Genomic DNA, 21,928 nt, shown 5'->3' on the forward strand with positions numbered 1-21,928 from the left:
CTCAGCCCAGCTCTCCGCCGTCGGGCCGCCCGGACCCCGGCATCACCTGGTCCAGCTTCTGGAACTCCCGCCGGGTGGCCCGCAGCAGGTGCGGCAGCCCGATCGGCGTGCCCGCGGAGGCGGCCAGGAACGCGGCGTGCAGCACGACGTTGCGGATGCTGCCGCCGGTCAGCGGGAAGTCCCGGGCCAGCCGGGCGAAGTCCAGCGCCGGGTCGCGCGGGGCCTCGGGCGGGAAGCACACCCGCCAGATCCGTTCCCGGTCGGCCGGGCCCGGGACGGGGAACTCGACGATGAACTGCAGCCGCCGGGTGAACGCCTCGTCCAGGTTGCGGCGCAGATTGGTGGTCAGGACGACCAGGCCCTCGTACTCCTCGATGCGTTGCAGCAGATACGCGATCTCGATGTTGGCGTAACGGTCGTGCGCGTCCCGTACCTCCGAGCGTCTGCCGAACAGCGCGTCGGCCTCGTCGAAGAGCAGCACGGCGTCGGTGTCGGCCGCGGCCCGGAAGATGCGGTCGAGGTTCTTCTCCGTCTCCCCGATGTACTTGCTGACCACCGTGGCGAGGTCGATCCTGGCCAGGTCGAGCCCCAGTTCATGGGCGATGACCTCCGCCGCCATGGTCTTGCCCGTGCCCGGCGGGCCGGTGAACAGACAGCTGACGCCCTTTCCGCGCGACAGCGTGTGCTCGAAGCCCCAGGCGTCCATGACCTGCCCGCCGTGTGCCACCCGCTCGCACACTTCGGTGAGCTGGGCGGCGCAGTCGGGCGGCAGCACGATGTCGTCCCATCCGTGGACGGTCTCCACGCGCTGCGCCAGGCCCGCCAGGCGGTGACGGTTCTGGGCCCGGGCGGCGGCGAACAGCTCCGACCGGGTCGGTGCCGCATCGGCGACTGTCTCCTGCGCCCCGGCCCGTGCCGCGCGCCGGCCTGCCTCGCCGACGGCGGTCAGGGCGGCGTCGGCGATCCGGTCCGGGCCGAGGTGGAAGCGGGCGGCGACATCGCGCAGGTCGGCGGGAGCGGCGGTGACGCCGTGGGCGGCCAGTTCCCGCTCCCACAGCGCCCGCCTCGTGGCGAGGTTGCAGCGGGGCACGGGCACGGGCACGACGCCGAGGGCGTGCCGGGCCGGGGGAGTCCAGTCGTGCTCCCCTTCGATGACGACGGGGCCGTCGTGCTCCGCGAGGAGGTCACCGAGGACCCGTTCCGGGAGCCGGAGGTGCTCGACGCCGTCGACGCGCAGGAGCGCGCCCAGCAGCGACGCCTCCCGGAAGGCCAGGGCCAGCACGTGCGCCGCCGCGTCGATGTCGTCGTCCGGGAGTCCGGCGGGGTCCAGGGTCAGCAGCGCCAGGCCCAGGCTCGCAGCGAGGTCGTGGGCTAGCCGGCCCCGGGGGGACCCGGCAGGCCCTTGGGCGTACATGCGCACCGGGCGGCGCCCGTCGGCCCACCCGGCTATGCGGGTGAGGTCCGCGTCGGGGGCCGGTGGGGCTTCCAGCCGGCAGCACCCGGCGAGTCTGCGGTCCAGGCCGCTCTGCCCGAGGAGCACGTCGGTGATCTGCTCGTCCGGCACCAGGAAGTGCGCGAGGAACGAAGGGGCCACGGGCCGGGGGTCGGGGACCAGCGTGAGGATGCGCTGTCCGAGCAGCGGCGCGTCGGGCGCCAGGACCCCACGGACCGCCGTCCGCTCCTCGGGAGTGGCCGCCAGCAGGTCCAGGACGAGCCCGACCAGAGGGCGGCCCCGGCTCAGGTCGTCCTGGAGATAGCCGTAGATCCGCTCGTAGCGGAGGTCCACCTCGGGCGCCAGCGCCATCAGTACCAGGTCGAGTTCGAGGTCGACGAGGGCGTGGCGGGTCCGCAGCCAGGACCAGCCGACGTGATCGTCCGTGATGCGGTCCCAGCCGGGCCGGGGCTCGAGCGGCGGGCCGGCGCGGGGGAGTCGGAGCAGGCGCCGGGCCTGGGAGGCGCTGATGTGCAGGCCCGGGAAGGTGTCGGCCGCGCTCTCCGCCTCCCAGCGGTCCGTGACCGCCTCGACCGCCTGCGCCAGCAGGTCGTCCAGCCGGGAGAGAGCCAGTAGTTGCGGGGTGTCCGGCACGGGGCGTGGCGGGGCGAGGGCTTCGGGCATGTCGACTACCGTTCCTTGAGCATTCCGTATGCCCGCATCAGCGCGCGGCCCCTGTGGGGGTCCCCATAGATGCGCAACTGGCCGGTCGTCGGCACGGTGTAGAAGATCTTCGCTTCGGAGAAGCCGTGCTGCGCCAGCGCGATGGTGCAGTCCTTGCAGGGAATCCGCTCCGTGTACAACTGATCGAGTATGAGGTTCGGCTGTTTCCTGCGGATCTTCATGGCGCGCTCGATGATCAACCGTTCGGAGTCGAAGCCCCTTTCGAGTCCCAGCGCGCTGCCGGGAATGTTCGGGGAGACGAGGTATTCGACCGGGCCGTCCACTCCGTACCGGAATTTCGCGGCGGCGATGTTGGTGCAGGAGAAGTCGTGCAGGCTGACACCGGCCCGGCTCGCCCGGAGTTCACGTGTCATCTGCATGAGCCGGTGATCGAAGTCGCCGGGTGCGCCCCGGACGTGGTGGATGCCGCGTGACATCGGGGTCACTCCGGGGGTGCCCAACTCGTCGGGACTGCACAGCGTCGGCTTGTGCGGGCCCTTGGGCGCGGGCTGGGCGGGAGCCTTCTTCGGTCGCGCGGGCTTTCCACTGGTCTTCCCACCGGTCTTTCCCGGCCCCGGCCCGGCCGGGCCTTTCGGAACCGGGGCCGCGGGCGCTGCGGGCCCGGGGCGGACGATGGTGACTATGCGTCTCTTGGGGTGCGGCCCAGGTCCCTGCGAGGCGGTCACCCCGCCCGGTGCCGTAGCACCGGGGGCCACCTCGACCGGCTGCCCGGTCGACGCCTCCAGCCGGTGCTCGACCACGCCCTCGGCCGGTGCGGTGGCGTGTTCGCCCGGCTTCGCCACGGGGAAGACGCCGCTCTCCTCGGGAACCTTGGGCGTCCCACCCTTGGCGGCGGCCCCCTCGGCCTGGGCGGGCCGGATGCTCACGACCTCTCCCTGGCCGGCGGCGGCCTTGGGCGCCGCGCTCTCCGCGGCACGCGCCCCGGCGCTTCCGGCGGCGGGAGCCGCCTCGCGCGCGGCCGTGACGGCACCGTGCGCGACGGCCGTCTCCATGCGGTGCGCCACCCCGCTCAGTCTCCGCAGGAAGAGCTGGAGGCGGAGCATCAGGTCGAGGAACGGCTTGGAGACGGCGCCGAGGAATTTCACCTTCTTCAGCAGCAGCTCCACCAGCGTCCCGATCGAGGTTTCCACCGTCGCGATCACCTTGCCGACCTCGGCCAGGAACTCCGCGGCGCGGGCCAGCATCGGAGCGGCCCGCCCGAGGGCGCCCGCGATCTCCGTGATCGCCGTGCCCACCCCTTCGGTGAAGGCCATCAGGAGCAGATTGGCGATGACCGTTCCCACGGCCGACCCGACGTCGTAGCCGAAGCGCGCCGGACGGGTGTGGAACACCGACCGCTGAAGCCGTCCCATCTTCGAACTGATCGCGCTCGCCACGCCCATCTTCTCGGACTCGGTGTGCTGGGTGAGGATCTGCCCGGCACTTTCCGGCGGCTTGCTCTCCTCCTTCGCGCGGAGGGACTCGACGACCTTGCGTGCGGCGAGCCGTCCGTGCTCGCCCGACCTGCGCACCGCCTCGTTCGCGAAGTGCTCGTACAGTGCGGAGAGGCCCTCCGGATGGTTCATCAGCAGGTCGGTCACCGCGTCGACGAGGGAATCCCGCAGCGTGAGGAAGTCCCGGGCCAGCGCCTGTGCCTCTTCGATCAGATGGGTCTCGCCCTTCAGCGCGCCCAGGGCGAGACTCCGGGCGAAGTGGTTGAGGTGCTCCTGCAGCACGACCAGTTCGAAGAGATCCGTCAGCGGGCTGACGAGGCCCGTCACCGCCCCCGCCGAGTAGCCGCCCGCCAGCTCGCCGACGCTCTTGCTCGTCTTCAGCTCCTCGAAGTTGGCGTACACCTCGGCGCGGACCTTCGGATCCTGCCACTGTCGCTTCAGCTCGGCGAAGAAGCCGGTCAGGGCCGCCCGCAGCATCTCCCGCTGCGGTCCCGGCCCCGTGACCTTCTCGGTGACGGTGCCGATCAGGAAGGTGCCCAGGGCGCCGACGGTGTCCGGTTCCTCGGCCGGCGCCGCCCCGGCGGCCTCCCGGGCGATCCCCACTCCCGAACCCTCCACCACGGCCCCGGCCGGTCGGGCCCCGGAGGCCCACCGGCCGGCGTGCCCGGCCGCGGCCCGCTCGGTACGGTCCGATCCGGCCGGCACCGGCCCGCCGCGCGCCTGCTGGACCGTGTGCGTCACCTCATGGGCGATCAGCCGCCGCCCGGCGGCATCGTGCGGACGGTACTCGCCGGCTCCGAAGACGATGTCCTGGCCGACCGTGTAGGCCCTCGCCCGCACCGCGTTCGCCGACCGGGTGGCGTCGCCGGACAGGTGCAGCCGCACCCCGGACAGGTCCGTGCCGAAGTACGACTCCATCCCGGCGCGCAGGGAGGGCGGCAGGGGCTGCCCGCGGCGGGCCTCCCTGCGCAGGAAGGCACCCACCGCACGGTTCCCCTGGTCCCGGACCGCCGTCGGTACCGCGGTGCCGTCGACCGGCGACCGTCCCGTCCCCGGCGGCCCCACGGCCCGGCCCTTGCCCTGCGTGCTCCGTCCGAGACGTACGCCCGTCTCGGCGTTTGCGGCCTTCTCGGCTCTTTCAGCTCTGTCCGCCATGACGCCGGATCCCCTCAGGGCCAGACTCCGGAGAAGTCGATCTCGCGGGCCCACTCCGGATGGTCTATCAGCGGATTGCGGTTGCCCTGGATCTCCGCTATGGCGGCGTTGCGGTGCAGCTCGTACTCGGTGACCGGCTCGCTCTCGTGCCACTGCAGCAGGACGGGCAGCCGGTCCTCGGGGAACTCGCGCGCGGCGTCGCCGACCTGGGCCGGATAACGGAGCAGGAAGTACAGGGTGGCCCGGGAGACCGCTCCCTTGCCATTCACCGGCTCGAATCCCACGCTCTCGCGCATCCCGCAGTCGTCCCGGACCGCCTCCTCGAAGTCAGGGAAGTCGAAATACGGGAAGTTGCCGCGGAAACTGTTGCAGCCGACCTCGCACGCGAACAGGTGGTGAAGGTCGCCCCGCATCGGCTCCTGCTTGGCGAACCACGACTGCGGCACCACGTGTTCGCAGTTGAACGGCATCGACGCCTCCAGCGCGTCGAACTCCGCCTCGAACTCGGCCGGACCCGCCGTGCTCTCCTGGAGCAGCAGTTCCTGCACCCTGGCCAGTCGCGCCTCGGCGACGGCCGCGTCCGCCCGTATCAGCTCCTCGGGGGAGAAGTCCTTGCCCGAGTAGATGCTGCGCAGCCGGCCGTCCTTGTGCAGGTCGACCCAGGGGTAGACCAGCCGCATCGGCTTGTAGCGGGGCTGCGGGGTGTGGGTCTCCTCCAGCAGCGCGGTCAGCGCACGGCGCAGCGCGTCGCCGTCGCCGGTGTCCACGCTCGCGTAGTACGCCTCGCGTGCCGCCGCGTCGGCGGCCCGGTCGTGGTACGGACGCTCCCGCGCGAGCCGGTGGTTGATCAGCGCGGCGTCGACGTCCTTCTCGACCGCCGACACGACGTCCGTCCTGCCGGCCGAGGGCTGCGGCGCTGCCGTCGGCGTCGGGGCGAGCGTGGGCACGGAGGCGAGGAGGCCCGCAGAGGAGACCGACGCGGCCGATGAGACCGAGGGGATGCCGAAGCCAACGGTGATCCGCAGCGGGATGGTGAGCTGCGCGGCCCCGTCGGCCACCGGCGACAGCAGGCCCTGTGCCTGTTCCTGCGCCTTCGCGCGCGCCTGGGCCCGTGACCCGTCGGCACCCACCTGGGAGGAGTCGCCGTCCGCCGTGGGCATGGGCATCGGCGGGGCGCTCTCCACGGGCGCCGGCGTGAGTCCGGTGGTGAAGACCTCGTCCCGCAGCCGGGCCGCCTCACCGGTCAGGCTGACCTCGTGCAGCGCGCTCAGCACCCGGCTGATCCGCACGCCCTCGTTGGCCCGCCACGCCAGTTGCTGGTCGCCCATGTCCGGGCGCCACACCGAGCCGTCGACGCTCAGCGGCCGGCCCTGGTCGTCGGTCTTCGGGACGGCCGAGTGGTGCAGGGCGACGACCTCCCACTGGTCGTTGAAGACGGGCGAACCCGACGAGCCCTCACGGGTGTCGGACTCGTAGTGCAGGAACCGCTCCAGCACGTCGACGATCTGGTTGTCGCGCAGCGCGATCTGCTTCGGCTCGCCCCGCGGGTGCTGGATGATGTTGACGAACTCCCCGATGATGACTTTCCCCTGCGCCTCGCTGAGGACCAGCCGGCCGAACGACGACAGCGCCTCGCCCTGCGTGCCGCGCGGGGCCACCGCGACGAGGCTGTAGTCCAGCGCACGGTCGGTGACGAAGAACCGCTGCGGCTCCAGCGCGAAGACCGCCGGCACCAGCGGGCCACCGTCGACGCCGTCCTGGAACGCGAAGGCGACCCTGCTGCGGTTCGCGTCCTCGGGGGTGCGCAGCACATGGTTGTTGGTGAGCAGCAGGGACGGGGACACCATGAAGCCGGTGCCGTGTCCGCCGCCCGGTCCGGTGATGGTGACCCGGCCGACCGAGCGGGAGACCTGGAAGCCCTCCTCAAGGAACGCCACCGGGGCGAGGTTGTTGCGCCCGATGATGCGCTCCAGGCCCAGCACCTCACCGGTGAAGGCCTCCGGGGGCAGTTGCAGGGTGCTTCCCGCGCTGCTGGGGGGCTCCGTCGGCGTCCGCTCGATCGCCCGCGCCATCGCCCAGTCGGCGCCGAGCCGCGCCAGCCGCTTCTCGACCCGCTCGGGGGCGTCGGCGTACAACACGCCGCGCGTCTCGAGAACGGTCCGGTTTCTCTCCCGCTGTGCGGTCCGGTTCTCGTAGCGTGCCGCGGCCATCGTCAGTTGCGACAGATAGTCCGACTCCCGTTCGGAAGCGAGTTCCGCCGTGGCCATGATCCACCTCCTGGCCTGATCAAAATGTGGCGGTCGTGTCCGGGACACGATGCGTGACAGGCGGGGCGGCGTCGGATGAACGCGTCAGCTCTGCCGGGGTGCGGAGGGGCGGCAGTTATTCCGCGGGCCGCTTCTCGCACAGGTTTTCCTACTACCGATGCTTACAGACATGGGGAACTTGCGCAAAAGAGCCCAGCAGCCTCGTGGTTGAAGGTTCACCGGGTCAGGCCACGGTGCCGTGCGGTTCCCCAGCGCTACTTTGCGGGCACCTGCCGGGCATCCGCCGAGGGACGCGGGCCTGTGCCGATCTGCAGGAGCTGCGAACCCGAGCGCGGCATGCCGACATAAGGGCAGCCGACGGATGCCCTGGCCCGTGGGTCGGGCACCGTGGCCAGATATGTCCGCAGGCAGACGGCTGTCTCCAGCGGGGCTGGGCCGGAGGCGTCCCCCAGTTGCCGGAGACATGAGGGCATGCGGAAAGATGGGTGCGCAGGCTTGGACTCGCTCGGTGCTCATACGGACTCGACACCCACATGATCACCAGCGGCCATGCCTGTTCTGCTTCCAGGGTGGCCGCCCACGGAAGTCGGCAAGCCGTCACATCCAGCACTCAGCAGGCGAATCGCCCACCTCGGCACTTCTCAAAGACCCTGGCCTTGGACGGTAGTCATCAGCCGCGAGCCCGTCGCCCTGGTAGCGTCGTCAGCTGAGCGGCAACACGCGGCAACCGTCTGCAGAACCTATATGTCCCCGGGTGCCGCTGGCGCCTGGCCCCGATCTGCTCCAACGCGGTGCGCAGCCAGGCTCGCCGGTCGGCCCCCGCAGGGCGCTGCGAGGCGCCCAGCGCCACGATGCGCCGCTCGAACCCGTCAGCACCACGGTCTCCGGTGACGAACTTGGCGATCGACCGGGCCGGGAGCACCTGGCCGTCCGGCAGCACGATGACCGTCCTCGCCGTGCTGCGGCCCGTAAAAGTTGCGGAAAGGGCCTGGTAGATAACACCCAGGTGCCCTCGGGGCGAGCCGGCCGTGCGCCCATCCGGCAAGGTCCGAAGCCGTGCGACGGGGTCCGCATAGGTGACCACTCCCCGCACCCCGTGGCCCGCGGCAAGACGCAGAGCCGCAGCGACCGTGAAACTCTCCCCGTTGCTCGCCACCGAGGGGGACAGGCACACCCTCGACATTTCCAACGCCTCCGTATACGGGCGCTTCTGCGCACCGAACCAGCTCGTCGTCGCAGTTCACAGGGCATTTAACCTGTGGGTGGAAGTGCTGACTCACTGGCACGTTGGCATGCGTTCGCCAAGATCGGCGACAGGCCAGGGGTCATCTGAGAGAAGCACCAGGCCAGAGACTCACGACCGGCCGAGCGTTGTTTTCTCGGGCGAGAACTACCGGGACCCCCGGACGTACGCCAGGGCAGCCGCGTGAAATCTGCTTAGATCACCCGTATGACCCCAACTCTCGCCGCCGCGATAGACGTTGTGACCGCCGCCGGTCCCTTCTGGTCCAACGAAACGTTCTGGGCAGCCGCCGGGGTCGTCGTCGGTGCCGGCGCCGCAGCTGGCGGCATGTACGCCACGCACCGCGCCGCCTTCCCTAAGCGCCGCCTCGTGTACTCCTTCAGCTCCTCATCACTCGTGCAGCGTCATCAGCGCAACATCTCGGCTAACGTGCTGCACATCCGCCTCGGAGAGCGTGAGTTGCACAATCCGCGCCTGGTGGGCCTGCGCCTGGAGAACACCGGCCGCCGCGACATCTCCAGCGCCCAGTTCGACCAGGGTGAGCCGTTGCGCATCGACCTTGGCCTGCCTGTTGTGGAGCTGGTCTCGATGGCGGCAGAGCCGCCCAGCGCCTTGGGCCTGAGCCCCGACGGCTGGGGCGACCACGGAATGACCATCCGCCCTGGCCGCCTGGGAACAGGAGAGGCAATCACGTACACGCTCCTGGTAGACGGAGACCCCAGCTTCTACCGACTTACGCACTCGCTGGTCGACGTAAAAGTGAAAGAGAAGTTCCCCCGCAAGACCGACGGCTGAAGGGTGTGACTCAGCCGTACCGAACGGGCGCTGAGGACATCTTGCGGTCGTGAAGTGCCTGGCCCCTCACCCGTTATATCCGGGACATTCGCTGTATCTGCCCTCGTTCTCGGCCTGGAGTGTCGGGCAGAGGGCGGTTGGCCGCGGGCTTCTCAAAGGCCGGGGGACTTGCGGACGGCTGCGGCTGTCTGGGTTGGCCAACCGACGGAATGCGTTGACCTGCTGAAATGCAGCAGCCGCCGCGTGAGGATCCCGCGCAGTGGTGTGGAGATTCCCGGTGAGCCGTCGACGCCGCGTCATCGATACGGGTGGTCACGGCCGCGAGCGCCGACGAACACGCAGCGGCCGTCCGGCTCGCTGACGCGCACCGTGCATTCCGTCACCCCACGAGCGGCATTTCGGCGGTTCTTCACAGTTGATACCCGTCGAGAGACCACGTTGTCCCTATGCTTCCCGGCAGAGCCCACGCTCGATCAACTGAGGAGCGGTCAGCATGAAGCTCAGCTCGTCAAGTCCGGTGGATGCCGTGCTTGCTCAGTGGCTGCCGCGTGACGTCATGCGTGGGAAGGAACCCTTCGATGTCGAGAGTGTCGTCAGGGGGCTGGACACAGCTCGGCTCCGCCAGCTGATCTTGGACTTTGACGAGCTCCTCGACGTAGTCCTGACCCGCACCCGGCACAACATCTACTGGGATCTGCCACCGCTCGGGGAGGGCGAAGCTCCGGCGTACGTCCCGGCGGGCCCTCGGATGCGCAGCCGGATGACGCACGCTGCGCTTTATACCGACCGCCTACTGGTCGAACCGCCGAGACTACCAACGTGGCCTATCGGGGAATTTCTCTTGCCCAGTGGCCCCGCGGACGTGCTACGACACACCCTCCCGGAGCCGTCGGCTGCAGCGCCATCCCGAACTATCGTGCCGCCGCCCGAGGTCCCAACTCCGGCAGGGGACGCCAAGAACGACATCGACGAGATTCTCGACGAGATCGACGCAATAGACGCCCGAATCGACGAAGACTTTGCGCGTGCAGGTGCAACGCTCGAGTCACGGCTGTCGGAGGTGGCGCAGGACCTGCTGAAGTACTGGTGGGAGGTACGGGAGCCTTTGGCGGAGGGCTGGCTGCACGTCGTCGGGGGCGGGCTGCTTAGCACGGACAACATCAAAGACATCTGCCGCGACCCTGAGTTCCGAGCCGAGCTGCCCGAGTGGAGCGCGCCCTGGGGCGTGAGCGCAAAGGAGGCCTGGCGCCAACTCATGAAGGCGACCGGGCTGGCCCACTGCCTGGGCCGCGAGCACGTCGTCACGTTCCCCGGCGCACCGGAAACTAAGGAACTCATTGCACTAACGAGCCGCTTCTATACCTCCCTGCCATACGGCGGCGTGTTGGTCGGCGATTGGTATCCGTCCCGCAGACTAGTAGTGGCTGGCGGCGGTGAGGTCGAGCGCGGGCATTGGTACGACGAGCTCCTCATCGGACTCGGCCCTGCTGCCCGCTTCCTGGACCTGCAGGCTGCGTGTGAACTCCGACGCGAGGGTACCGCCAGCTCCCTGCGGCACTGGCTTACCTCAGACATGAACCAGGTGGCTTTCGCCGCGGCCCGAGGGGACGATCCCGAAGTCGTACTCCAGGAGTGCCGCGCTCAACTGGGCAGAATCGCGAGCGCAGCAGACCATTGCCTCCAACAAACCTCGTGTGCAACTTTGCGAGCACGGCTCCAGCAGGCCGGCATCTGGGGAACTGCGGGTTTGATCACTGGCGTCGTGACCACGGTCATCTCTGGGGGAACTTTCCTGGTGGCGGTGGCGGCGGGCGGAGTCGGTTTTACTCTCTCGGCCGCTGCCGGTGCTGCTGGCTCCAGATCAGCCGCTGACAGCACCGTCGACCCCGTCATCTTCGACGTAATGCGCCAGGCAGCCGCTGCGAGGCAGCGTCAGCCGCAGTAATGCGGACACGTCCGTGAGTGTCACGACGCGACGGGTGGGTGCGGCCCACAGCGCCATCCTCGGGGCCGTAGGGATCGACTGTGAGCAGTCGATCTTAGTGACAAGAAGCAGGCCATGTGACGCCCAGCGTGCTTCCGCTCATGAAAGAGACGCCCGCCGATCAGGTTTCGGTGAGAGCATTCAGGTTCGTTGCGACGGAAGCAGGACACGAAGCAGCCGTACAGCGCGCTGAACCCTGCTCCGCGCATTCCGTCACCTCTGGAGCCGCTTTTCGTCGGTTCCCCGGGTTGGTGCCGGAGCGTCTGCGCCGATCAGCCGGCTGTTCTCGACCATCAGCCGCTGGTTGACGTTGCGGAGCGCCTGCATGGCGGTCTCTGCCTGGTGGCTGGCTGCGAGTGCTACGTCTCGTTGCTCGCGCAGTTCCTCCATCTCCGTGTCGCGCAGCGAGCGGGCGCCCAGGCCGTCGCGGAGGCGGTCGCCTAGTTCGTGGGCGCGTAGCGTGCGCAGCTCGTTCTGGACTTCGTGAAGGGTTCTTTGCAGGGCGGCGTTCTGTTCCAGGAGCATGCGGTTTTCGACTTCGAGGGCTGCCTCCTTGCGTGCGGTCGCTGCTGCCGCCGCCCGCGGCGCGTCTTGGGCGAGGTGGGCGCGGACTGTCTCGGCTTCCGCTTTGAGGTCGCGGTGGCGTTGAAGGTACTGCGGGTTGACGGCGGCCCGCCGGGTGATCTCCGCGTCGGAGAGGACCTGGCGGCTCTTGCGCATTGCGGCCAGGACGTCAAGGACCCGCTGTCGGCACTGTTCGCTGTCGGCACGGCGCCGTTGCACGGCGGCCGCCCTGCCGGCATCGAGGGCCTCGGCCCGAGCGGCGGGGATCGTTGCCTGGCCAGGCTGCTTGCGTGGGGCGGCCGGGCGCGTCATCCGGTTGTCCTTTCGGTGAGGATCGGGTCGACGGTCGGCTGGTCCAGGCTCTGCCGTCCGGCCAGAACTGCCGCTACGGGGATGACGGTGAGGAATCGGTCCTTGGTGTGGAGCCAGGACTCCACCGTGGTTCGTTCCTCGGGTGTGAGGGAGCCGATGTCGGCTTCGCATTTGCCGACGAGTTCGTCGATCTGCTGGATCTCCTGGCGGAGCAGCTCCAGGTTTGCCGCGCTCAAGGGTCCTGTGGTGAGTACGGTGCCGTAGGCGCTCTCCAGCGCGGCGAGCTGTTCCGCCTTTCCGGCGCGTAGTTGGCGCAGTTCGGGCAGGTGGGTGAAGTCGGTGGTGTAGAAGGTGCAGGAGAAGCAGCGGTTGTATACCGGGCAGCCGTGTCCGTCGGCGCGGACGTTGTTCATTTCGTGGCAGCGTCCCGCGGGGACGGGCACCGAGCCGACGCCCGCGCGGATCCGGTCGGCAAGGTCGTCGTCGGGGGTGCGGGCGCGGAGCCGGCCGCCGGTGAGGTCGAACCGGTACTTGGCGGCGATGGCGCGTACCGCTTCCACTCGCCGGGGGTGCGAGGGCCGGTAGTAGACCTGTGTGGTGGAGGGGTCTTGATGGGCCATGAGGACTTGCAGGATGTCGAGCGGGACGCCGGCGTCGGCGCGGAGTTGGGCGTAGGTGTGCCGGAAGGCGTAGGGGAACACCCGTGCCGGGTCGAAGGGCTTGCCGTGTTCGTCGGTTACGGCGAACTGGTCGAGCCAGGTCTGAAGCCAATAGCCGATTGTGCCGCTGTCGTACGGTCGCTCGCCGAGTGCGTTGGCACGGGAGCGGCGAGGGGTGGGGAACAGCAGCATGCGGGTGGAGCGGGGCCGGCCGTCTTCGTGGAACAGGTGCGGGGCTTCGTGCCGAAGGTGGTCCTGCTGGAGGGTGATGACCTCGGCGTCGCTGGGATGGAGCGGGAGTTTGTGCCGCCGGCAGACTTTCTGCATCCAGTAGGCGAGGAAGGGGTAGGACCGGCGGCGCACCGTCCCGTCCTGGTCCTCCACGTCGATGTCGTGCCACTGGAGGCAGTCGAACTCCAGGTGGCGGAGCTCCCAGGGCCGCCGGCCCACGCGCATGGCCAGCTCGACGTAGTTGCGGCGGGTACCGGCCGGCAGCAGGGCGAGATTGCGTTCGTCCATGAGTTGGAGGAAGACCTGTTCGGGCAGGGCGTCCTGGGAGCGGCCCTCCAGCTCGCTGGCCGTGTCGTCCCGTTCCGGGTACGGCGGCACGTCCATCTCCAGCAGATGGACGTCCGCCGCATGGTTGTCCGCGAGCCATGCCCGGCCGTGTTCGAGGACCTCACGCAGTACCTTGACCAGCTCGTAGTGGCGTACCGGTGTGACCAGCAAAGGCCCGGCGCCTCGGCGGGATGGCAGGAGGCGCTCGGCGACGACCTGCCGTACCGGGTCGTCGTCGTTGAGGAGTTGGTAGTCGCTGGTGTCCGGGAGGCACCCTGTGCCGTACGGCCCCGGCCCCGGCCCCGGTCCAGCACTCCGGCCGTCGCGGCGACGGCCAGGCCCACCACGGCGAGGACGGCGCCGACGAACGCCGGCGAGGTCCAGCCCCAGCCGGCCGCGATGGCGGCGCCGCCGAGCCAGGCGCCGCCCGCGTTGGCGAGGTTGAACGCCGAGTGGTTGGAGGCGGAGGCGAGCGTCGGGGCGTCCTGCGCCTTGCGCATCACCAGCATCTGCAGCGGGGTGGTGGTCAGGAAGCCGACCGCGCCGAGGACGACGACGGCCGTGAGCGCGAGCCACGTGGTGTGCACGGTGAACGGGAACGCGACCAGGACGAGGGCGAGCGCGGCGAGGGAGCCGTACAGGGTCGGGCGCAGCGCCCGGTCGGTGAGCGGCCCCGCGACGAGCGCGCCGAGCGTCATGCCGATGCCGAACAGGGCGAGCACGAGGGTGACGGACGCCTCCCCGAGGCCCATGGCCTCGGTGGTCATCGAGGCCAGGTACGCGTACACGGCGAAGACGCCGGCGAACCCGAAGACGGCGGTCAGCAGCCCGAGGACGACCTGCCGGTTGCCGAGTGCGCGCAGTAACAAATGGTTGCAGACGTTTTGTTCCCGCCGGTGAACGGTGGGTTGCGGTGGCTTTCCCCCACCCCGCCCCTTCCCGTAACCGGGCTCCGCCCGGACCCGTACCGCGCTTCGCGCGGTGTCCTCAAACTCCCCCAACGGCCTGGCGGCCGTGGGAGGTGCCCCCAGACGGGCTGATTTCGCTCCGCGAAATCCAGCCCCGCCGGCGCCTGAGGCGCGGGGGTTCGGGGGCGGAGCCCGACAGGCGCGCCAAATCCAGCCCCGCCGGCGATTGAGGCGCGGGGTTCGGGGCAGCGCCCCGACAAGGCCGCCAAACCCAGCCCCGCCGGCGATTGAGGCGCGGGGCTCGGGGCAGCGCCCCGACGAGCGCGCCGCGCGCGGCAGAGCGCGGGTTACAGCGTGACGCGCGCCGCGATCGGCAAATGGTCGCTGGCAGTCCTCGGCAGGGTCCAGGACGACACCGGCTCCACCCCCCGCACCATGATCTGGTCGATCCTCGCCATCGGGAACGACGCCGGCCAGCTGAAGCCGAAGCCGTCCCCCGCCGCCCCCTGCGTCGAGCGCATCTGGGACGTGACCGCGTTCAGGGAGCGGTCGTTCATCGTGCCGTTGAGGTCACCCAGCAGCACCACGCGGTCCAGGCCCTCCCGGGCGATCGCCTCCCCCAGCGCGTCCGCGCTGTTGTCCCGCTGGTTGGCCGTGAAGCCGGCGTTCATCTTCACGCGCACCGACGGCAGGTGCGCCACGTACACGGCCACCCCGCCGCCCGGGGCCGCCACCGTCGCGCGCATCGCGCGGGTCCAGCCCAGCCGGATGTCCACCGGCGCCGCACCGGAGATCGGGTACTTGCTCCACAGCCCGACCGTGCCCTCGACCGCGTGGTACGGGTACGTCTCCGCCAGCGCCTTCTCGTACGCCGCCACCTGCCCGCCCGGCAGCTCCTGCAGCGCGAGCACGTCCGCGCCCGAAGCCGCGACCTCCAGGGCGGTGCCGGCGGGGTCGGGGTTGCCGGCGTTCACGTTGTGCGTGGCCACCGTCAGATCGCCGCCGCTCGCCGCCGACTTGCCCGTGAGCAGACCGCCGAACAGGTTGAGCCAGACCACCAGGGGCAGGAGCAGCGCGACCAGCGCCGTGGCCGAGCGGCGCACCAGCGCGCCGACGAGGATCAGCGGCACGAACAGGCCGAGCCAGGGCAGGAACGTCTCGGTGAGGCTGCCGAGGTTGCCGATCCGGTTGGGGATCTGCGCGTGCAGGATCATCAGGAACGCCACCAGCACGGCCAGCAGCGCGAGCAGGATGCCCCGTCGCCAGATGCCACGGTCGCCGCGCCAGCGCTCCAGCAGGCTGCGGAAGCGGGGTCGGGATGGCCGCGTCCCCGCCGTACCGCTCCCCGTCTCCGCCGTGTACGCCTGCGCCATAAAGCTGTCCTCACTGCCTTGCTGTCACACCGGTGGCGTGCCGCGCCGCTCCCCCGGGCCTCCGGCCCCTTCCTCGAAGGACCCTAGGCCGTCGGGCGGTCCGGGGTCCGGCGGACCCCTCGGCACCCTAGGGGATGACCGGTCGTCATTCCGCCGTCCACGGACGGCCCTACTGCCACGATGACGACGGGCCCGCCACCCCGGGTTCCTGGTATCGGCACAGGTGGGACGGCTGTGACAGAACGCGCACATTCACGCGCCGCGTTCAGCCGGGCGGCCGCACCCCGCGCAGCACGGTGTCCACGATCCGCTCGGCGCTGCCCGGGCCGGGCGTGGACTCGGGCCGCAGCACGGTGCGTACGAGCATGGGGCCCACGAACATGTCGCCGAGCAGCTCGAAGTCGACGTCGCCGCGTATCTCCCCGGTCTCCACGCCGCGCCGCAGAACGGCGTCCATGCGCTCGCGGCGGGGGGTGACCGCGAGGCGCTGGTACATCTCCCAGAGCTGGGGATAGCTCTGCATCTGCGCGAAGACGTTGTGCAGGAGGGCGGAGGAGCGCTTGGCGAGGCCGCGCCGGCGCAGCATCTCGACGAGGGCCACGAGGTCGTCGCGTACGGAGGTGCCCGGGAGGGGCGGGTCGACGGGCTCCATGGAGCGAACGACGTCGACGAGGAGGGACTCCTTGCCCTCCCAGCGGCGGTAGATGGTGGCCTTGCCGACCCCGGCGGTGCGGGCGATGCGCTCGATGGAGAGGTCGGAGATGGCCACGCCCTCTTCGAGGAGGCGTACGACGGCGTCGATGACGGACCGCTCGACGGCCTCGCTGCGGGGCCGCCCGCGCCGGGCCGGCGGCCGTGCGGGCCGGCGGACATGCGCCTGACCGCCCGGCTCCCCCGCCTGCCCCCGGTGCGCCTCCGCACCGGCCCCGTGGACCCGCGCGGGATCCGGCTCCCGCGGGTCCCCCCGGTGAGCCTCGGAACCAGCCCCGTGGACCTGCGCCGCCCCCGGACCCGACCCGCGCGTCTGTGGCCCGTGCTGTTGCCCCCGGGGCCCCGTCGCTCCGCCTCTCGCCGCCATCCGGCCATTCTCCCGCAGCGTCCTCACACCGCTCATGCCCCCGGTGGCTTGGCACGCGCGGACACCCGCTCGGGCGCCGGCGACCCCGCCGGCGGCCCGACCCGGCCGGGCAGGAACAGCCCCACCACGACCGCACCCACCACCGCCACGCACGCCGACCCCAGCGCCGTGAGGTGCATCGCGCTCAGGAACGCCTCGTACGCCGGGTCCGTCAGCGTCTTGCCGGCGGGCCCCAGGCGCTGCGCCGCGCCGAGCGTCGCCTCGACCGACTCGCCCGCCGCCTCCCGCACCCCGGCCGGCAGGCGGGTGAGGTGGGACTCGATCTCGCCCCGGTAGCGCGCGGACAGCACCGCGCCGAGCACCGCGACGCCCAGGGCGCCGCCCACCTGCCGGAAGGTGTTGTTGATCGCCGAGCCCGAACCGGCCTTCTCCCTCGGCAGCGTCTGCATCACGGACACCGTCACCGGCGTCATGACGTGCGCCATGCCCGTGCCCTGGACGAAGAAGACGGCCTCCAGCACCCACAGCGGCGTCGACGTGTCGAAGAACCCGAACGAGCCGAGTCCCGCCGCGACCATCAGCATGCCCACCGCGCACACGGTCCGTGCGCCGAAGCGGTCCACGACCACGCGGGCCCGCGGGGCGAAGATCACCTGCGTCACCGCAAGCGGCATCATCAGCAGCCCGGCCTCCAGCGCGCTGTGGCCCCGCACGCTCTGCAGGTAGAACGCGGAGATGAAGGTCACGCCCATGAGCGCGAAGAAGCCCAGGGTGCCCGCGGCGATGGAGGCGGCGAACGCCGGCCTGCCGAAGTACGACATGTCGATCGCCGGGTGGTCGCTCCGCTTCTCGTGCAGCACGAAGCCGGCCAGCACCACCACGCCGGCCAGGAGCGGGAGGACCACGGAGGGGTCGGTGAAGTCGGCGAGCTCGCCGCCGTGGATGATGCCGGACACCAGCAGGACGAGGCCGACGATGGACAGGACGACGCCGAGCGGGTCCATACGGCCCGGATCCGGGTCCCTCGACTCGGGGACCAGCAGGACCATCGCCACCAGGGCGATGATCACGACCGGCACGTTGACCAGGAAGATCGAGCCCCACCAGAAGTGGTCCAGCAGCAGTCCTCCGGTGATCGGGCCGATCGCGACGGCGACGCCGACGCTGCCGGTCCAGATGCCGATCGCCTTGGGCTGTTCGTCGCGCTCGAAGACGTTCATCAGGACGGCCAGCGTGGCCGGCATGACGAAGGCCGAGCCGAGGCCCATCATGGCCCGGTAGGCGATCAGCTCGACGGGAGAGGCGGAGAACGCGGCGAGCGCCGACCCCACGCCGAAGACGGCGACGCCGAAGAGCAGCGCCTTCTTGCGGCCGATGCGGTCGCCGACCAGTCCCGCGGTGAAGAGCAGTCCGGCGAAGACGAGCGTGTACGCGTTGATCGCCCACTCCAGCTGTCCCTGGGTGGCGCCGAGGCCGGTGGGCGGCGGCGCGGCGATCGTCCGCACCGCCACGTTCAGGATCGAGTTGTCCAGGACCACGATCAGCAGGCTGAGCATCAGGACGGCGAGGGTCGCCCAGCGTCTGCGGTGGACGACCTCGGGTACGCGGGGCGCCGTGGCGGCCCCGGAGGGGCTGGTCATGGACCCAGCCTAACCATTTCGATACGAAACCGTCTCGTAAAGAAACTCCGCGACACGAGGTCCTCTTCCGTCCGGGCGGCACGTAGTGCCACCATGGAGGCGGTCCGGGGACGCCGTCAGGGCGCCTCGAGATGACAACAAGGAGCCGGATCAGCCATGACGCTTCAGGCTGCGCAGACCCAGCCCGCCGCCCGCCCCTCCGACAGCAAGGCGCTCTACGGCGGCTCGCAGCGGCGGCGCATCACCGTCCACGACATCACCGCCGCCAAGGAGCGCGGCGAGAAGTGGGCCATGCTCACCGCGTACGACGCGATGACCGCGTCCGTCTTCGACGAGGCCGGCATCCCGGTCATGCTCGTCGGCGACTCGATGGGCAACTGCCACCTCGGTTACGAGACCACCGTCCCCGTGACGATGGCCGAGATGACGCTGCTCTCCGCCGCGGTCGTCCGGGGCACCAAGCGCGCCCTGATCGTCGGCGACCTGCCGTTCGGCTCGTACCAGGAGGGCCCGGTCCAGGCCCTGCGCAACGCGACCCGGCTCGTCAAGGAGGCGGGCGTCGGCGCGGTCAAGCTGGAGGGCGGCGAGCGCTCGCTCGCGCAGACCGAGCTGATCGTCGAGTCCGGCATCCCGGTCGTCTCCCACCTGGGCCTGACCCCGCAGTCTGTGAACACCATGGGCTACCGCGTGCAGGGCCGCGGCGACGAGGCCGCCCACCGGCTGATCCGCGACGCCAAGGCGGCGCAGGACGCGGGCGCGTTCGCCGTCGTGCTGGAGCTGGTACCGGCCGAGGTCGCCGCCGAGGTCACCCGCTCCCTGCACATCCCGACCATCGGCATCGGCGCCGGACCGGACACGGACGCGCAGGTCCTCGTGTGGACCGACATGGCGGGCCTGACGGGCGGCAAGGTGCCGCGCTTCACCAAGCAGTACGCGGACCTGCGCCGCACGCTGGGCGACGCGGCGAAGGCGTTCGCCGAGGACGTCCGGGGCGGGGCGTTCCCCGCCGAGGAGCACACCTTCCACTGACCACTGCCGGTACGACGACAGCCCGCCGATCTTCCCCCGTCGGCGGGCTGTCGGCTGTCCGCGCGCGGGCCGTCGGCAGGGGTCGGCGCGTAGTGTGAGAGATGGACTCGGGGGTGTGCCACACGCCGCCAAGAGGTGGATCATTATGGCCGGAATTGTGAGCAGAACGTTCGACAAGGCTGATGAGACACGGGAGTTCACGGAGGGCAAGGGACGGCTCGACCTGCTCAACACGGACCAGGGGCCGGTCGGCCGGGCGGTCTTCGAGCCCGGATGGCGCTGGTCCTCCCACGTCAAGCCCATCGCCGGGACGGACAGCTGCATGGCGTCCCACGTGGGTTACGTCGTCAGCGGCCGGATGAAGATCGTCATGGACGACGGCGAGACGACCGACGCGGAACCGGGCCAGTTCCTCACCATCGCCCCGGGGCACGACGCCTACGTCGTCGGCGACGAGCCGTGCGTCATGCTCGACTGGGTCGGCTTCGGCGACTACGCGAAGTCCGGCGCCTGACCTGCACGCACACCGACCGTCGGCGGTACGCCGGCCACGTGCCGGCTGTCCTGCCGGCGGTCTGTCCGTGCGCCCCGGCACCGTGGACCGCGGTGTCCTCGGGTCAGGACGTCTGACCCGGCGGCCCAACTGACCGGCAGGGCAGGAGCGCCGGCCGAGGCGGGGCGTGGGCAGCAACCGGACAGGGCCCCGGCGACGTTGTCACCCATGTCACCGGTACGGTCTACTCCGTACCTCTCCCCGTCCCCGGTCCCGCACCGCCCCGCCCCCAGGAGCCGCACCCATGAGCATCGCTGCCAGGCGCCACAGCGAACGCAGGATCAGTCCGGTGTTCATCGGGATCGCAGCGGTGACGGCGGTGACGGGCTGGGCCGTGTGGACGGACTTCGCGGCGAGCCCCGGTCTCGCGATCTTCCTGTTCGTGGTCTCGGCGTGGATCGTCTCGCTCTGTCTGCACGAGTACGCGCACGCCCGCACCGCGCTGCACGGCGGTGACATCTCGGTCGGCGCGAAGGGCTATCTGACGCTCAATCCGCTGAAGTACACGCACGTCCTGCTGAGCATCGTGCTGCCCGTCGTCTTCGTGGTCCTGGGCGGCATCGGCCTGCCCGGCGGGGCCGTCTTCATCGAGATGCACCGCATCCGGCAGCGCTGGAAGCACAGCCTGGTCTCCGCGGCGGGGCCGCTGACGAACGTGCTGTTCGCCGTCGTGTGCACGGCCCCGTTCTGGCTGGGCGCGCTCGACGGCGTTCCCCTGCCCTTCCGGCTCGCGCTGGCGTTCCTCGCGATGCTCCAGGTCACGGCCGCGATCCTGAACTTCCTGCCGGTGCCCGGCCTCGACGGCTACGGGGTGATCGAGCCCTGGCTGTCGTACAAGGTGCGCCGCCAGGTGGAGCCGTTCGCGCCGTTCGGCCTGCTCGCCGTCTTCGTGATCCTGTGGATCCCCGAGGTCAACGGGGTGTTCTTCGACGCTATTTACGGCGTGATGGACGCACTCGGCGTGCAGCGGATCGAGATCTACTGCGGCCGGGACCTGTTCACCTTCTGGGACGGCGAGAACGACTTCTGCGTCGCCGACTGACAGACGCGTCAGCCAGGCGGCCCGCCGGCATCCGGCATCCGGCGGGCGCCGGGCGCGTCAGGCGGAGGGTGCGTCGGCCCCGCGCTGCGACCTCGCGCGGCGGATGTAGTACCAGGCCATGTTCGACGACAGGCCGGCGAGCAGCACCCAGACGATCCCGAGCCACATGCCCTGCGTGAAGGACAGCACCGCCGCGGTGACGGAGAGCACGCAGACGACGAGGGAGTAGAGGGCGAGGCGGGGCATGGGGTGCGGCTCCTGTCGGGTCCTTCGGAGGGGGTGGGTCCCCCCAGTGTCCCCCATGCCCGCGGCTCGCGGACGCCGGTCGTGTCCGGGACGCGGTTGGCGTCGCCGGTCACACGTCGGTGACGCGCAGCCCCGCGTGTGCCTTGTAGCGGCGGTTCACCGAGATCAGGTTGGCGACGAGCGACTCGACCTGGTGCGCGCCTCGCAACCGGCCGGCGAACACTCCGCGCATCCCGGGGATGCGGGCGGCGAGCGCCTGGACGATGTCGGTGTCCGCGCGAGACTCGCCGAGCACCATCACGTCGGTGTCGATCTCGTCGATCGACTCGTCCTGGAGCAGCACGGCCGACAGATGGTGGAAGGCCGCCGTCACCCGCGAGTCCGGCAGCAGCGCGGCTGCCTGCTCGGCGGCGCTGCCCTCCTCCGGCTTCAGCGCGTACGCGCCCTTCTTGTCGAAGCCGAGCGGGTTGACGCAGTCGACGACGAGCTTGCCCACGAGCTCCTTCTGCAGCGTCTCCAGCGTCTTGGCGTGGCCCTCCCACGGCACGGCCACGATCACGATGTCGCTGCGCCGGGCGCACTCGGCGTTGTCGGCGCCCTCGATGCCGAGGCCGAGCTCCGCCGCGGCGGTCTCGGCGCGCTCGGCGGACCGGGAGCCGATGATCACGCGCTGGCCCGCCTTGGCCAGCCGGTAGGCGAGCCCGCGGCCCTGGTCGCCGGTGCCGCCGAGGACACCGACGACGAGGCCGGAGACGTCGGGGAGGTCCCAGGGGTCCTTGGCGGCGGCCTTCGGCGCGGTGCCGGTGCTGTCATTCGAAGTCATGGCCCGACCCTACTTCCTGGTACACGGCTCCCGAACGGGTGAGCCCGGCCCGACCGCCCCCGCGGCCGTGGGCCCGTGGTGCAGGATGCG

At 70.7% G+C, this 21,928-nt stretch carries 15 protein-coding genes and 1 pseudogene; 5 read left to right on the forward strand and 11 right to left on the reverse strand.

What is annotated here, in order from left to right; all coding sequences use genetic code 11:
- Position 1 precedes the first annotated feature (1 nt).
- The 3 genes from ACLB9X_RS02195 to ACLB9X_RS02205 are packed head-to-tail and all read right to left on the reverse strand — an operon-like array spanning position 2 to position 7,031.
- Positions 2-2,116 (reverse strand): ATP-binding protein, encoded by a 2,115-nt coding sequence (locus ACLB9X_RS02195; RefSeq protein ID WP_410358455.1) that lies wholly within the window; start codon positions 2,114-2,116, stop codon positions 2-4.
- 5 nt (positions 2,117-2,121) lie between these two features.
- Positions 2,122-4,764, reverse strand: a complete 2,643-nt coding sequence (locus ACLB9X_RS02200) for a DUF4157 domain-containing protein (RefSeq protein WP_410358456.1) — start codon at positions 4,762-4,764, stop codon at positions 2,122-2,124.
- A 14-nt stretch (positions 4,765-4,778) separates the two neighbouring features.
- A complete protein-coding gene (locus tag ACLB9X_RS02205) occupies positions 4,779-7,031 on the reverse strand; it encodes an endonuclease (protein ID WP_410358457.1) in 2,253 nt (750 codons plus the stop codon).
- A gap of 1,450 nt (positions 7,032-8,481) precedes the next feature.
- Between ACLB9X_RS02205 and ACLB9X_RS02210 the strand changes: the two genes are divergently transcribed.
- Together ACLB9X_RS02210 and ACLB9X_RS02215 are read left to right on the forward strand one after the other, a co-directional pair.
- Positions 8,482-9,069, forward strand: a complete 588-nt coding sequence (locus tag ACLB9X_RS02210) for a hypothetical protein (protein WP_410358458.1) — start codon at positions 8,482-8,484, stop codon at positions 9,067-9,069.
- A gap of 493 nt (positions 9,070-9,562) precedes the next feature.
- Positions 9,563-11,014: a hypothetical protein gene (locus tag ACLB9X_RS02215; protein WP_410358459.1), complete on the forward strand. Its 1,452-nt coding sequence runs from the start codon at positions 9,563-9,565 to the stop codon at positions 11,012-11,014.
- A gap of 252 nt (positions 11,015-11,266) precedes the next feature.
- Here the strand turns inward: ACLB9X_RS02215 and ACLB9X_RS02220 are convergent, their stop codons facing one another.
- From ACLB9X_RS02220 to ACLB9X_RS02245, 6 genes and pseudogenes are all read right to left on the reverse strand, one after another.
- Positions 11,267-11,929 carry a hypothetical protein gene (locus ACLB9X_RS02220; RefSeq protein ID WP_410358460.1) on the reverse strand — a complete coding sequence of 221 codons (663 nt, stop codon included), beginning with the start codon at positions 11,927-11,929 and terminating at the stop codon, positions 11,267-11,269.
- Complete coding sequence (locus ACLB9X_RS02225) at positions 11,926-13,317, reverse strand: tyrosine-type recombinase/integrase (RefSeq protein WP_410358461.1); 1,392 nt, start codon at positions 13,315-13,317, stop codon at positions 11,926-11,928. The genes ACLB9X_RS02220 and ACLB9X_RS02225 overlap by 4 nt, the downstream gene beginning before the upstream one ends.
- A 68-nt stretch (positions 13,318-13,385) precedes the next feature.
- Positions 13,386-14,009 (reverse strand): annotated as a pseudogene (locus ACLB9X_RS02230) (MFS transporter); the annotation flags it as partial.
- 392 nt (positions 14,010-14,401) lie between these two features.
- On the reverse strand, positions 14,402-15,427 hold the full coding sequence (locus ACLB9X_RS02235; protein WP_410358462.1) for an endonuclease/exonuclease/phosphatase family protein: 1,026 nt from the start codon (positions 15,425-15,427) through the stop codon (positions 14,402-14,404).
- A gap of 265 nt (positions 15,428-15,692) precedes the next feature.
- A complete protein-coding gene (locus ACLB9X_RS02240) occupies positions 15,693-16,196 on the reverse strand; it encodes a TetR/AcrR family transcriptional regulator (protein ID WP_410358463.1) in 504 nt (167 codons plus the stop codon).
- Between the two features lie 341 nt (positions 16,197-16,537).
- Positions 16,538-18,145: an MFS transporter gene (locus ACLB9X_RS02245; protein WP_410358464.1), complete on the reverse strand. Its 1,608-nt coding sequence runs from the start codon at positions 18,143-18,145 to the stop codon at positions 16,538-16,540.
- Positions 18,146-18,301: 156 nt separating this feature from the next.
- Between ACLB9X_RS02245 and panB the strand changes: the two genes are divergently transcribed.
- From panB to ACLB9X_RS02260, 3 genes are all read left to right on the forward strand, one after another.
- A complete protein-coding gene (gene panB, locus ACLB9X_RS02250; RefSeq protein ID WP_410358465.1) occupies positions 18,302-19,174 on the forward strand; it encodes a 3-methyl-2-oxobutanoate hydroxymethyltransferase in 873 nt (290 codons plus the stop codon).
- Between the two features lie 145 nt (positions 19,175-19,319).
- Entirely contained in the window at positions 19,320-19,688 is a 369-nt protein-coding gene (locus ACLB9X_RS02255; RefSeq protein WP_410358466.1) for a cupin domain-containing protein, read from the forward strand.
- A 283-nt stretch (positions 19,689-19,971) separates the two neighbouring features.
- Complete coding sequence (locus tag ACLB9X_RS02260; RefSeq protein ID WP_410358467.1) at positions 19,972-20,769, forward strand: site-2 protease family protein; 798 nt, start codon at positions 19,972-19,974, stop codon at positions 20,767-20,769.
- Between the two features lie 57 nt (positions 20,770-20,826).
- On the opposite strand, the gene ACLB9X_RS02265 is transcribed toward ACLB9X_RS02260, so the two are convergent.
- Both ACLB9X_RS02265 and npdG read right to left on the reverse strand, forming a co-directional pair.
- A complete protein-coding gene (locus ACLB9X_RS02265) occupies positions 20,827-21,015 on the reverse strand; it encodes a hypothetical protein (RefSeq protein WP_410358468.1) in 189 nt (62 codons plus the stop codon).
- A gap of 109 nt (positions 21,016-21,124) precedes the next feature.
- A complete protein-coding gene (gene npdG, locus ACLB9X_RS02270) occupies positions 21,125-21,838 on the reverse strand; it encodes an NADPH-dependent F420 reductase (RefSeq protein ID WP_410358469.1) in 714 nt (237 codons plus the stop codon).
- Positions 21,839-21,928: the final 90 nt, after the last annotated feature.

The organism is Streptomyces sp. 5K101, from assembly GCF_046506645.1.
Lineage (GTDB): Bacteria > Actinomycetota > Actinomycetes > Streptomycetales > Streptomycetaceae > Streptomyces.